Raw genomic sequence first — 12,709 nt, forward strand, 5'->3', positions numbered from 1 at the left:
GGATCGGAGGCCACCGAGCCGACCGCCGCCGTGGTGACGATCGCGGCGCCCGCGACGACGGTTTTCACCGCGGTGAGCCAGGAGACCGTCGAGACGCCGGCGCCGGCGGAGGTGGCCAGCGCCGTGCCGGAGCTGGCCGGCGCGGACAGGTAGGCCAGGGCGAACGGGGCGCCGAGCAGGATCGGCGCGAGCACGCCGCGCAGCTCGCCGTTGAGCTCTCCCAGCCCGTCGGCCAACTCCCGGCAGCGGTCACAGCGGTCGAGGTGGTCGTTGATCCGCCGCATCTTCCGCGCCGGGAACCCGCGCCTGATCCACCCGGCCAGCTGGTCGGCGATGGCCCGGCAGTCCTCGCGGTCCAGCTCGGGCAGATGCTGCTGCAGGTACGCCTGCCGCAACCCCTCCCGGGCCCGGTACGCCAGCGCCGCCACGCCGTTGGCCGTCATCCCGAGCCGGGCCGCGATCCGCGCCGGCGTCTCCCCCTCGATCTCGGTGTGCCACAACACCACCCGCCAGCGCTCCGGCAAGCTGGCGAACGCGTCGGCCACCACCACCGAATGCACCCGGCTGCTCATCGGATCCTCGCGCCCGCCGGGCGACCGCGGATCCGGCACGTCGGCGAACAGCGACACCGCCGGCCCCCGCCGCGCCGAGGTGATCACCGCGTTGCGCATCGTGGTCAGCAGGTACGGCCGGAACCCGTCGACCGGTCCATGCCCCTGCCGCAGCACCCGCAACACCCTGGTGAACGCCTCGGCCACCAGGTCCTCGCGCTCCACTCTGGTGGCGACCAACCCCGACGCCGCCCGCCGCGCGGCCGCCACGTGCCGCTCGTACAGCACCCCGTAGGCCGCGACGTCCCCATCCCTCACCGCGCTGATCAACACCGCATCGCTGGCAAGGTCATTCCGCCACTCCACCGCGGCCTCGGCCACCGCATCAACCTCCCCAAGCCGCCCATGCACCTGCACGTGCATCATGCCCTTGATAGAGGTTTCAACGACCACTGCACCCAAAAGTTGTGGGCCCAGCACCCGCCACAGTCAACGCCGCCACGGTGGCCGCGCCGGCCGGCTGCCGAGAACCCGCTCAGCCGCCCGCGCAACCGCGCCCACTCCGCATCTGGTGCACAAAGCGAGATAGGTCGCCACCAACCCCATATCCCACATCCCGTCGTGCCGGATCCTGGTGAAGACCACCTCCGGATCAATCGCCACCGGCTCGAGCTTCGCCTCCCACCGATCCTTGGCATGCAGTCGCTGGGCCTCGAGCACCTCGTCCGAAGTCTTCCGAAGCTCGACGAATCCCACAAAATTCCACTGGTAGTAGGCCATATCCACGGCAAATCCGAGCAGCCGCACATCGGCGGGCTCCACATTGACGCCCAACTCCTCGCGACAACCACGCACCGCGGTCTCGTACGGATTCAGCCCGCCGCCCCGCGCCGCCAGATCCAAATCCGCGTGCATCCCCTCAACCACCCCCACATCACGCTCCCCGCCCCGCGCACTCGTGTTCACCCGCCGCCGCGCCAGCAGCAGCCGATCATCGTCGGTGAACGCGACGAGCGCGATCCCCACCCCGTTGGCCAGAAACGGCACCGGCTGCGCCACCGCCCGCCGCTCCAACGTCGGCGCCTGCAGGTACGCCCGCCGCAACGTGGTCGGCACGCCGTTCCACTCGAACTCCGCATCAAGCCGCAACACCGTCGCCGCGAAGGTCGCATAATCGACCCGCGTCACATCAAGCGTGATCCTGGCATCCTCCCGCACCCCCGCGCGCGCAATCCGATACCCACGCAGCGCCACCAGCGACCGGCTGTCCCAGCTCGGCGCCACCCCCACACTCGCCCGCCGCGCCGCTCGCAACTCCTTGACCACCCGATCCCGCAAGCTCACCACATCGCCCGGCAACTCCGCCCGCCCGCCCCGCAGCCGAATACGGATATCCTCCGGCTCCAGCACGAGCTCGCCATCCCCCTCAACCAAATAAACGCTCGTGGCAAATCCCGCAACGTGCACCGGCCCATCCGCCTCGGCCCGCATACGCCGAACCGCGCCCGCCAACCGCGCATTCCCCCGCCGCCGCAGCCTCGCCTTCCACCGATCCTCGAACCGCACGGTCAAGACCAGGCTCACAAACCCCCCGAGCACCACCCCCGCAACCAGAAACCCAACTTCCTTCACAATCTCAACATCTCCCCCACTCCCCCAACGTTACGACCCCGCAACCGCGCCTCACCACCGCCCGCTCGCGCCCAGGCAGGCCTCGCGCCACTCGTCGGAGGTCCCTCGATAGACTTCGACTCCCAGTCCAGGTCGGAATGCAGGAGACGCATGGCGCTTCCCCGGCTCCCGCACGAAGATCAGCCGCTCACCGTACTCATTGACGAAATAGGCACATAGTCGCGGTCCCCGATGCGACGACCGCTCATCTCGGACAGCAGCCGGCGCAACTCGGACCCGATGCCCACATTCACGCCCCCACGCTAACCCATGTGCCACGCTTGATCGATGGGTTACCGGTCCGGCTTCATCCCCGTGCAGCTGCTCGAAGAAACGCGAGATGACAACCGCGGCTGAGGTCCATCGCCACATCGACACGGCGATCGAGTTCGTCACGGCCGGATCGGGTTCAGGCAGTCACCGCTACCAGCGAGGAAGGCAACTCGCCACCCACCTGCGCGACGGTTCGCAGGCCGCCGGACGCCTCAACGAGGCGCACGTGAGTGACCGGCTCGCCGAGTACGCCGCGGGTGAGATCCCCCTGACCCTCCTCGAGACGTGGTACATGGCCGGCATGAGAGAGTCCACCGACATCTTCATGCGCTCAATGCTCGAACCGGCCTGCGTCGCTGCGTGGAGTCGCTCACCGAGTTCGTCAAGGACCGGCCGGACGCCACCGCGCAGGGTGCCCGATGCTGGCTCCACCGGGTCACCATGGAAATGGAGCGGTGGACGATCGGCCAAAGCCGGCTGGGTGGCGTCAGGCTGCCCCGGCACACAGGTGATCACCTAACCTGGTTCCGCCGGGTCCAACTCGTCCTCAATGCCCCGGCGGGTCCACCGGCCGTCTCCCGGGAGATCGCCGAGGAGATCGCCAGCACTGAAAGCGACCTCCACACGGCGCTCAAGCAGCAGACCTGGATCTTCGGCGGCCGCTATGTCAAAGGACTAGCCCGGCGGCGTCTCGCCACACTCGACGAGATCGACATACCGCTCCTGCGCGGCGACGGCTCGTTGCACGTCATCGAGTTGAAACGGGCGGCGGTACCAAACCTGGTCGAGAAACCACGCTCCCACTGCGCGGTCGGGCCTGACGTCCACCGCGCGGTCGCCCAAGCCGCCAACGACTTACCGCGCAATCCGTTCTAGTGACCTGCATTAACACGAGGTTATCCGGGGGAAGGACGTCGCGGACGTGGGCGGTACGGACACGCATCAGCGAAAGACCGTGCCGCGGGCTGCAGCCACCGCCAGTGGGTGAATACCTCGGCCGGCTGGGACGACGATACCGGCGAATATGTGATCACCTCGCACAAGGGCAGAAACAAGCCCGAGTCCCAGAAGCCGCCAACCGTGCCAACCCCGTCTCCGCGGACCAGGCGAACGCGCAAACGCCCACCTCAAGACCAGGCATCCTGATGAAACTCCGCGCAGCGTCGCAGATGGTGTGGTGTTCGGCCGAGCGACGACGCGGCTAGCAGGTCAGATGAGTTGGAGCACATCTGGTCCGGTCAGCTGCGCGACTCCGGAGCTGGCGCAGGCGATGGGGTTGAGTTGAGGCTGGACCGCGGTGTGGATGGCTTGGGCGCCTTGGTCGAACCCTTGGCTGACCGTGCCGTAGGAAGTCACCACCGTGGTGCCGTTGACCAGTCTGTCCACCGTGCTGAGTGAGAAGGCGATGGTGCTGGACGCTCCGGTGTTCCAGGAAAAGGTTGTCGTGGCGGGGTGCGGGGGCAGGTCGAGCGTGGTGCAACTCCGGATGGCGCTGAACTCGCCCGAGGCATCTCCGCTGGTAACGCCGCCGGTCAGGCAGGAGTCCAGATCGTTGTGGAAGGTGACGTCGGTGAGCCTGGGCGTGTTGGTCAGCGGCGGATCGTAGGTCACGGTGAAACTGCCCTCGCAGTGCACGAGGGTCGCGGACGTGGCGTGCGCAGCCGGAGCGGCCAGCAGCATGGATAGCACTGCCAGCAACACCGCGGTTACGGCGGTCCGTGGACGTCGCAGGCCGAGAGATCGTAGGGCCATCAGCCTTCCTTCCGATTCACCCAAACAATGCCGTGGAATAGTCAGCTTGATTGAGTGATGGCAATGGCGGCCACGCCGCTCGTACCGGTGACGCCCTCCTCAGTGAAGCATTGCTCTGGGGTGGCGTTGAGGACGGCGGCGGTTTGCAGGACGGTGGCACCGGCGAAGGTGCCAGCGGTGACGGTGCCATGGTAAAGGACGACAGTCTCGTTGGCGGGGCGCAGGACCAGGACGCCGATCGCGGTGATGGTGCTGGTTTGGCCGGTGTTCCAGGTGATCGTGAAGGTGATGGTGAAGGCGCCGCCGAGGCAGGAGACGGTGCCGGCGGCGGTGAGCTCGTAGTGTCCGGAGGTAATGCCCGAGGTTCCGGTGCAAGGTTGGTAGTGGGCTTCGGAATGGACGGTGACCGTTCGCGGGGTGTTGTTGACGCCGGGCTGGAAGGTGTTGGAGCCGGTGCCGCCGCAGGACAGCAGCTCGGTGCTGGCGCTGGTCGCCGGGGGCGCAAACGTGAGGCCGCAGGCGATGACGACGGCCGTGACTCCACAGGCGACGAGCCTGCGCGCACAAGTGGCCAGGATGTGCCAATAGTCCACCCTCACCTCAGAGTCCTTCCGATCCGGTCGAGACAGGGGTCTCGTACTGTACCTCGGCGGGCACGGACTGCTCATCGCCTTGCCGGAATCCATGCGGAACGCACATATCTAATAGACAATTATCCCGGCTTCTGACGGTAGCGGGAAAATCCAGCCGTGGTGCGACCCGTCGGTGCTGCCCTGTACGCGCTGGCCCGGCTTGTTCTTGGGCAGCGCTCTGCCGCCTGTGCTGTCGCGTAGGCCCCTGCAGTGCCGGGTCTACTATGGCGGCCTGCATGTTCGGGGGTTGGGCGATGATCAAGGTGTAGTGACCCTCATCGCAGGCCACTACCTTCGGTCAAGCACCGCACTGCCCATGGCGTGATCAGAGACTACACCCGTGATCACAAACTCTGGCGTTCCCTGTCTGTGCCGGTGCGATGGTCATGCATGTGGAAATGACCGGAATGGCGGTAGCCGGCTCGAGTGGAGAGTGCTATCTGAAGGGGCATGGTGTTGCGGGCGTTGTCTGTTGTGTTGGTGGCGGTGCTGGTCGCGGGTTCGGCGCTGGCAACCGCGGGGTCGGCGAGTGCGGTCACGGTGGATCAGACGTGTGTGGGAACGTGGGCGGTGACGTACGACCCGCCGATCACCAATGAGACGCGCACCGTGGACGCCACACTGACCGGCGTGTTTCCCACCTGTACGGACGCGGTGGCGTTCAACGCGTCCTACGTGCAGACGTTCACCGACACCGTGTCCTGTGCGACGTTGCTGAGCGCGGGGGCGGCGACCCGGACGTTCGTGTGGGGCAATCCGTTGGCGCAGCCCACGACGTTCTCCTACAACTGGACGGTCACCGACGTCGCCGGCCAGGTCGTGGTGACCAACGCCGGGCTGATCACCAGCGGCCGGTACACTCCGGACAGCGCGGTGCAGGTGGCCACGCTGCCGACGCCGGATGCCCTGAAATGCGCGGGCGAGGGGATCTCCAGCCTCACCGGACCGACGACATTGACGATCTACCACCCATGAACGGATCCGCATGACCGGCACAGCAAAGCAGGGCGGTGCCGGCAGGGGTTGGCCACGACCAGTGCTCTGACCAAGAACGTTGGCGGTGCTGGGTGACACGCCGAGCTCGGACGGATGGCTTGGTCTTCTCCCGGTCAGCCGGCCGAGCTGGCGAGGCTGAGCTGGGACTAGCGGCACCTCGCTTCAGACGGCCACCGGTACGGCGAGCCGCGGCGATGACCCTGGCAGAGCGGTGGACGGTGGCTGGGTGCGACACACCTCGGCGGCGTGTCCTCCGTGGCGGCCGCGGCCAAGGCTCGGTGAAGGAGGTTGGCCGGCTCCAGGCCGTGGTGCTTGGGCAGGCTGGCTACCAGCGAGTCTCCAAGACCAGATCCACCGGCGACGCCATGGCTGGCGAGCCGGCTACGGGTCAGTGAGCCATTCCTACTCGGGCCCGGACGACGTGGTGCGGACCTCAATAACTCTTGCGCCGTTTGGGTGAATCCCGCATGGGTGCGTAATGACATGGTGGTCGAGCCAGACTTAGGACGTAGTCGGGTTCTCCACTCTGGCAGAAGGTTGTGCGCCAGGGCTGATGCCAGATCGGGACTCCGATGAACGGAGCTGGTTCAGCGAACGTGCGTGCGAGCCAATCGGAGGCCACGGTGCAACCGTCGAGCCCAGACAATCGGGAGAAAGCTGCATCGGGTCGCCGTGACATGGGTGACCAGAGTCCGAAGAAGTCCATCGACTGGGTGGTCGGCCTCTCGTTGATCACGGTTGCCTTGGTCAGCAGTGGCATTGCGTATGCACTGGCAAAGGTGGCGCAGAACCCGCAGATCAACAAGCCTGGGACAAAGGGCTATATCGAGTTCGCCACCCTTTACGGCCAGACGCTCCTGCTGTCTCTTACCATGACGCTGGCTATCGTCGTGGTCACTATTCCGAGGATCTACGGAAGATGGAACAACCCGGGATGGGCGCTCCTCGTTGTGGCGGCCGGATCTTACACCACGGGACGATCACACAACGGGCCCGATACTACTGTCCACAACATGTCCGGCACCACAGCCAGCCTGGTTGTCGGCGGCTATTCGAAGGCCATGCGACTATTCGCGGTTGAGTACGGGCCAGCATTCTACGGTGGCGTCGTCGTCGGCATCGCCGGCGGCGTAATCATCACCATCCTCATTAAACATCATCGAGCCGCCAGGATACCGGCTCCGGCACCAGGCCCTACCGAGAACTCAGGCGTGCGGCCGATAAAGCCATGGATCCCCGTAACGATACTCGTCACAACTCTGATTGGCATCTTCGCCTATCTGGCATCGCTGCCCTGGTAAAACACCAAGCTGCCCACGATCAGCTCTGGAAAGACTCGACCACGGCATCCGCAAGGCCAAAGCCAGATCAAAGGCTGCTGAGCCGGAAAACACTCGAGCAACATCGGCCAGACGGCGAGAGACCTCGCGGACATGACAAGCCGGTCATCCGCGTGCGAGCTGGTCACCGAGGGGCGAGTCCTGGCCAACACGACGTCGAACGATCGGGCGCCGCGCAGGCAGTGGGTGATCTGGGCGCGCTGCCCGGCTGATCGAGCTGTGCCTCACCCTGCTGGAGAATCCGCACGAGCTGTACCAGCGATGTGACGACGAACAGCGCCGCCTACTCAACCAAGCTCTTCCATCGGATCTACGTCGACCACGACCAGGTCAGCGGCCACGAGCTGAGGGAGCCGTTTGCCCGGCTGCACGCCGTGCAGGAGCCGTGGCAGCAGCTCGCGCCGGGCAAGCTGGAGACTCGACGTGTTCGATGGCTTACTAGGCGACGTTGGCTTGGTCGGTTGTTCTAGTAAGCCTCCGGTGGTGGAGCTGAGGGGAATCGAACCCCTGACCTCCTCGATGCGAACGAGGCGCGCTACCAACTGCGCTACAGCCCCGGAGACTACGGGAGCATAGCAAGCTACTCGCCGGAGGCGCGGCGGTAGGGGAGGTTGTCGGGGTGGTCGAGCTCGTCGAAGGCCGGATCTTCGTCGTCGAGGTCGACCACGACGGCGTTGGGGTGGGCGGGGCGGGTGGGGTGGGCCAGCGCAGTGTCGGTGACGAGGGTGCGGCGGGGTGGCTCGGCGGCCGGGGCGGGGGTGAGGGTGTCCTCGACGGGCGGCGCGACGTAGGGGCGGGCGTGCTCGCGCAGGCGGCGGGCCTGCTGCATGCGGGCCAGGCGGCGTTCGCGGATCTCCTGCTCGATGCGGACCTGGCGGCGCAGGTAGACGAGGTAGCCGATGAGGGTGGCGTCGATCATGCCGTGGGGCGGCCAGAGGATGGGAAAGACCATCCCGGCCAGGACGCCGGTGACGACGGCGACGACGATCATGGCGAGGACGACGCGCTGGCGGAAGGCGTACTTGGCGCGGGCGATGACGGCGGCTGCCTCCGGGTCGAAGCCGCCGCGGCCGGGGCGGTAGCGGCGCTCGGCGGCAGGCGGAGGCGGAGGCGCGGCAGGGAACGGCTCGGCCTCCTCGGGCTCCACCGCGCCCTGTTCGACGGACTGGTCGACATCCTCGGCGTCGCGCACCGGTGCCTCCTCGGCCTCCTCCGTGTCCCCGCTGCGTACCACTCTCGCGGCCAGCGCGGAGTCGGCGGTCCTGGCGATCTCCTGGCGCTTGCGCACGATCATCGGGACGAGGACGGCGAGCCATGCCACGACGAGCGCCACGATGATCAACGAGCTGGGCATGCCTCGCTACCTCCCCCCTCCGACACTTCTCCGCTATTTACCGGGTGCCACGTTAGTCACAGGAGTCACAGGGTTGAGGGAGGCGCGCCGGTGTATTGATCACCCGGTTAATCGACGTGTGCGCGTCCGGAGGCCAGCAGCCTCGACACGAGGCCATTCGGAATGTCCTCGGTGGTTAATGCGAAACACAGGTGATCGCGCCATGCTCCGGCCACGTCCAGATAGCGCCGGAAGACGCCCTCCTGCCGGAAACCGAGCTTTTCCAGCACCCGCAGGCTGGCCGCGTTCTCCGGCCGGACCGTGGCCTCCAGCCGGTGCAGCCCGGCCACGGTGAAGCAGTGGTCGACGACCAGTGCCACCGATGCCGTGGCGACGCCGCCCGAGGTGGCCCAGCTGCCCACCCAGTAGCCGATCCAGGCCGAGCACAACGAGCCGCGGACCACGTTTCCCACGGTGATCTGGCCGGCGAACCGGCCGTCCACGGTGATCACGAACGGCAGCGAAAGGCCCCGCCGGGCCAGCGCGCGCAACGCCGACCACTGCGCCGGCCAGGACAGGGTGCCGTTGCGCTCCTCCCAGCTGCCCGGCACGGTCGGCTCCCAGGCCTCGAGGTGCCGCCGGTCGCTGAGCCTGATCCGGCTCCACGACGTGGCGTCGGTGAGCTTCGGCTTGCGCAGCTCGACCATGCCGGCGGCGACCCGCAGCGGCCCGAGCCGGGCCGGCCAGCCGGGGTGCCGGCCGGTGCCGGGCGGTGGTGCGATCATCGTCGGACCGTTCAGCCGCGCTGGGCCAGGAAGCTCACCTGCACCTCGTCGCCGACGGCCACCTCGGTGGTCTCCTCGTCCACCAGGATCAGGCAGTTGGCCTCGGCCAGCGAGGCGAGCAGATGGGACCCGGACATCCCGAGCGGTTGCACCAGGTACTCCCCGTTGGACTCGTCGCGCAGCAGCTGGGCGCGCAGGAAACCGCGGCGCCCCTTGGTGGAGGTGACCGGCGACAGCAGCCGCGCGGTGATCACCCGCCGGTGCGGGTTGCGCTTGCCCTGCGCGGCCCGGATCAGCGGCCGGACCATCACCTCGAAGACCACCAGCGCGCTCATCGGGTTGCTCGGCAGCAGGAACGTGGGCACCGCGTCCGGTCCGAGCCGGCCGAAGCCCTGCACGGAGCCGGGGTGCATGGCCACCCTGGTGGTGTCGACGTCGCCGAGCTCGGACAGGGCGGCGGAGATCTCCTCGGCCAGCTCGCCGCCCACCCCGCCGGCGATCACCACGATCTCCGACAGCAGCAGCCGGCTCTCCACGACCTCACGCAGCTTGCGGGTGTCGGCCGGGACGATGCCGACCCGGTTGACCTCGGCGCCGGCGTCGCGGGCGGCGGCGGCCAGCGCGTAGGAGTTGACGTCGTAGACCTGGCCCTGGCCGGGCGTGCGGTCGATGTCCACCAGCTCGTCGCCGACCGAGATCACCGACACCCGGGGCCGCGGGTAGACCAGCACCTTCGCCTTGCCGACCGCGGCGAGCAGCCCGACCTGGGCGGCGCCGATCGGCGAGCCGCGGCGCACGGCGACATCCCCGGTCTGCACGTCCTCGCCGGTGCGCCGGACGAACGCGGCGGAGGGCACCGGCTGCTGCACGGTGACCCTGGCCGGGTGGCCGTCGGTGTAGCCGATCGGGACCACCGCGTCGGCCAGCGTGGGCAGCGGCGCGCCGGTCACCACCCGCACCGCCTGCCCGGGTTGCAGCCGCCTCGGCTGGCGGGAGCCGGCGGCGATCTCCCCCACCACGGGCAGCAGCACCGGGTCGGCGCCGGCCGACTGGACGTCGACGCTGCGCACGGCGTAACCGTCCACCGCGGCCTGGTCGAAACCGGGCAGCGCACGCTCGGCCACCACGTCCTCGGCGCACAGCATGCCCTGCGCCTCCGCGATGGCCACCCGCACCGGGGCCGGCCGGACCGCGGCGGCAAGCGCTCGGCCAAGCTGCTCGTCGACTGACCTCATCCCTCGTTACCCGTCCGCTATGCGATCACGCAACCATTCACGCAATTCGGGCCCATACTCCGGGTGCTGGAGCGCGAAGTCCACGGCGGCACGCAGGAAACCGCCAGGATTGCCCAGGTCGTGGCGTCCGCCCCGGTGCACCACCACGTGCACCGGGTGCCCCTCGGAGATCAACAGCGCGACCGCGTCGGTAAGCTGCAGCTCGCCGCCGGCGCCGGGGGTGATTCGCTTCAGCGCGTCGAAGATCGCCCGGTCGAGCAGATATCTCCCGGCCGCGGCGTAGGTGGACGGCGCGCGTTCCGGCGATGGTTTCTCCACCATTCCGTGCACGCGTTTGACGTCCGGATCGGCGGTGTCCTCGACGTCGAACACGCCGTAGGCGGAAATCTGCTCGCGCGGAATGTCGAACGCGCACAGCACCGTGCCGCCCTGCTCCTCCCGGACCCGGGCCATCTTGATCAGCACGCCGGTGGGCAGCACCAGGTCGTCGGGCAGCAGCACGGCCACGGCCTCGTCGTCGCCGCGCAGGTTGCCCTCTGCGCAGCCGACCGCGTGCCCGAGGCCGAGGGCCTGCTCCTGGACGGCGGTCTCGACCCGGATCAGGCCCTGCGCCCGGCGCACCGCGTCGACCAGCGCCGACTTGCCGCGCCGCTGGAGCATCTCCTCCAGCTCGGGCTGCGGGCGGAAGTACTCCACGACCGCGTCCTTGCCCGGCGAGGTCACGATGACCAGCCGCGTCGCCCCGGCCTCGGCCGCCTCCGCCGCGACCAACTCGATCCCCGGCGTGTCGACCACGGGGAACAGTTCCTTGGGCACCGCCTTGGTGGTCGGCAGGAAGCGGGTGCCGAGGCCGGCGGCCGGCACGATGGCGGTGGTGAACGGAGGGGTCATGGACAGCGACTCTAACCTCATTGCGTGGCCCGGCTTGGCAGCGATCTCGAAGCGACCCGTGCGTGGACCAAAGCGCGTTGGCGAAGGGAGCTGCGTGCCGCGCGGCGCGCGGTTCCGGCCAGTGTCCGGTTCGCCGAGGCACTGGCCCTGTCAAGGCAGCTGACCAGCGGCCGGATCGTGCGGCCCGGCCAGACGCTGTGCGGCTACGTGCCGGTGGGCTCGGAGCCGGGCTCGGCGCAGATGCTCGACGACATCGCCGACTACGGGGTGCGGGTGCTGTTGCCGGTCGTGGCCGGGCAGGGGCCGCTCGACTGGGCCTGGTACGCCGGGCCGGATTCGTTGCGGCCGGGCCCGTACGGGTTGCGCGAGCCGATCGGCGAGCGGCTGAGCGTGATGGCCTTGCGGATCGCTGATGTCGTGCTGGTGCCGGCCTTGGGCGTCGATGGCAGGGGGACTCGGCTCGGCCAGGGCGCCGGGCACTACGACCAGTCCTTACCCCTGGCCGCGCCGGGCACGCCGATGGTGGCCGTCGTACGTGATCAGGAGGTTTTCCCCGAGCTGCCGAGCGAGCCGCACGACGTGCGGGTGACCGCGGCGCTGACTCCCAACCGCGGTCTCATTCGGTTCGACTGACCTGAGCTATCATCATGGTTAGCAGTCTGTGGTCTCGAGTGCCAACTCGTGGAGAGGGAGCCGACCGTGCCGACTTATCAGTACGCCTGTACGGCCTGTGACCACCGCTTCGAGAAGGTCCAGTCCTTCACCGACGCCGCGCTGACCGAGTGCCCGGAGTGTGCCGGCCGGCTGCGCAAGCTCTACGGGTCCGTCGGGGTCGTGTTCAAGGGCAGCGGCTTCTACCGCACCGACAGCCGGGCCAAGAGCGAGGCCAAGAGCGCGTCGTCCCCGTCATCGGACGGCGGCAGCGGCGGCGCCAAGGAGTCCTCGTCGAGCGGGGACAAGCCGTCGACAAACTCCTCATCGTCCTCCACCGGTACGACAAAACCGATCGCCAAGGCCTCCTGAGCGCCCGGTTTTCCACACCCGAGGTGGTTGTCCACAGATCCACGCTCGCCACCCACCGCTGCCGCCCCGCCCGGATAGCGTCGGCGACGTGGCCCTCTCCGACCGCCTCTCCCCCGCCCCGCGGGATCGCCTGCGCCAACTCCTCGGCAACCGCGGCTGGCCCCGCGCGCTAGCCCTGCGCCGGCTCACCGCGGCGGCGCTGGTGCTGCTCGCCGCCGCGCTCGCCC

The 12,709-nt window shown here is 68.4% G+C and carries 14 protein-coding genes and 1 tRNA gene; 6 read left to right on the forward strand and 9 right to left on the reverse strand.

The window, feature by feature from the left end:
* Nucleotides 1-932 (reverse strand): sigma-70 family RNA polymerase sigma factor (locus VGX25_RS22405; RefSeq protein ID WP_326919835.1); only part of this gene is annotated, 932 nt, incomplete at its 3' end.
* Nucleotides 933-1,040: 108 nt separating this feature from the next.
* Nucleotides 1,041-2,183, reverse strand: a complete 1,143-nt coding sequence (locus tag VGX25_RS22410; protein ID WP_326919836.1) for an NUDIX domain-containing protein — start codon at nt 2,181-2,183, stop codon at nt 1,041-1,043.
* 672 nt (nt 2,184-2,855) lie between these two features.
* On the opposite strand from VGX25_RS22410, the gene VGX25_RS22415 reads away from it, so the two are divergent.
* Complete coding sequence (locus tag VGX25_RS22415; RefSeq protein WP_326919837.1) at nt 2,856-3,371, forward strand: Shedu anti-phage system protein SduA domain-containing protein; 516 nt, start codon at nt 2,856-2,858, stop codon at nt 3,369-3,371.
* 333 nt (nt 3,372-3,704) lie between these two features.
* Here the strand turns inward: VGX25_RS22415 and VGX25_RS22420 are convergent, their stop codons facing one another.
* Together VGX25_RS22420 and VGX25_RS22425 are read right to left on the reverse strand one after the other, a co-directional pair.
* Nucleotides 3,705-4,196, reverse strand: coding sequence for a hypothetical protein (locus tag VGX25_RS22420; RefSeq protein ID WP_326919838.1), 492 nt, complete (start codon nt 4,194-4,196; stop codon nt 3,705-3,707).
* Nucleotides 4,197-4,288: 92 nt separating this feature from the next.
* Complete coding sequence (locus VGX25_RS22425) at nt 4,289-4,846, reverse strand: hypothetical protein (RefSeq protein ID WP_326919839.1); 558 nt, start codon at nt 4,844-4,846, stop codon at nt 4,289-4,291.
* A gap of 603 nt (nt 4,847-5,449) precedes the next feature.
* On the opposite strand from VGX25_RS22425, the gene VGX25_RS22430 reads away from it, so the two are divergent.
* The 3 genes from VGX25_RS22430 to VGX25_RS22440 all read left to right on the forward strand — a co-directional run bounded on the left by VGX25_RS22430 (nt 5,450) and on the right by VGX25_RS22440 (nt 7,685).
* Nucleotides 5,450-5,854 carry a hypothetical protein gene (locus VGX25_RS22430; RefSeq protein ID WP_326919840.1) on the forward strand — a complete coding sequence of 135 codons (405 nt, stop codon included), beginning with the start codon at nt 5,450-5,452 and terminating at the stop codon, nt 5,852-5,854.
* A 698-nt stretch (nt 5,855-6,552) separates the two neighbouring features.
* On the forward strand, nt 6,553-7,176 hold the full coding sequence (locus tag VGX25_RS22435) for a hypothetical protein (protein WP_326919841.1): 624 nt from the start codon (nt 6,553-6,555) through the stop codon (nt 7,174-7,176).
* A gap of 302 nt (nt 7,177-7,478) precedes the next feature.
* Complete coding sequence (locus VGX25_RS22440) at nt 7,479-7,685, forward strand: hypothetical protein (protein WP_326919842.1); 207 nt, start codon at nt 7,479-7,481, stop codon at nt 7,683-7,685.
* Between the two features lie 11 nt (nt 7,686-7,696).
* Here the strand turns inward: VGX25_RS22440 and VGX25_RS22445 are convergent.
* From VGX25_RS22445 to VGX25_RS22465, 5 genes are all read right to left on the reverse strand, one after another.
* A tRNA-Ala gene (locus tag VGX25_RS22445) sits at nt 7,697-7,772 on the reverse strand.
* 23 nt (nt 7,773-7,795) lie between these two features.
* Complete coding sequence (gene glpR / locus VGX25_RS22450; RefSeq protein ID WP_326919843.1) at nt 7,796-8,569, reverse strand: gephyrin-like molybdotransferase receptor GlpR; 774 nt, start codon at nt 8,567-8,569, stop codon at nt 7,796-7,798.
* Between the two features lie 107 nt (nt 8,570-8,676).
* On the reverse strand, nt 8,677-9,333 hold the full coding sequence (locus tag VGX25_RS22455; RefSeq protein WP_326919844.1) for a GNAT family protein: 657 nt from the start codon (nt 9,331-9,333) through the stop codon (nt 8,677-8,679).
* An 11-nt stretch (nt 9,334-9,344) separates the two neighbouring features.
* Nucleotides 9,345-10,568, reverse strand: a complete 1,224-nt coding sequence (gene glp, locus VGX25_RS22460; RefSeq protein WP_326919845.1) for a gephyrin-like molybdotransferase Glp — start codon at nt 10,566-10,568, stop codon at nt 9,345-9,347.
* Nucleotides 10,569-10,574: 6 nt separating this feature from the next.
* Entirely contained in the window at nt 10,575-11,459 is an 885-nt protein-coding gene (locus tag VGX25_RS22465; protein ID WP_326919846.1) for a UTP--glucose-1-phosphate uridylyltransferase, read from the reverse strand.
* A gap of 24 nt (nt 11,460-11,483) precedes the next feature.
* Between VGX25_RS22465 and VGX25_RS22470 the strand changes: the two genes are divergently transcribed.
* Nucleotides 11,484-12,092 (forward strand): 5-formyltetrahydrofolate cyclo-ligase, encoded by a 609-nt coding sequence (locus VGX25_RS22470; RefSeq protein ID WP_326919847.1) that lies wholly within the window; start codon nt 11,484-11,486, stop codon nt 12,090-12,092.
* 66 nt (nt 12,093-12,158) lie between these two features.
* Nucleotides 12,159-12,482, forward strand: coding sequence for an FmdB family zinc ribbon protein (locus tag VGX25_RS22475; RefSeq protein WP_326919848.1), 324 nt, complete (start codon nt 12,159-12,161; stop codon nt 12,480-12,482).
* Nucleotides 12,483-12,709 lie beyond the last annotated feature (227 nt).

Source organism: Actinophytocola sp., assembly GCF_035942955.1.
Lineage (GTDB): Bacteria > Actinomycetota > Actinomycetes > Mycobacteriales > Pseudonocardiaceae > DASYTH01.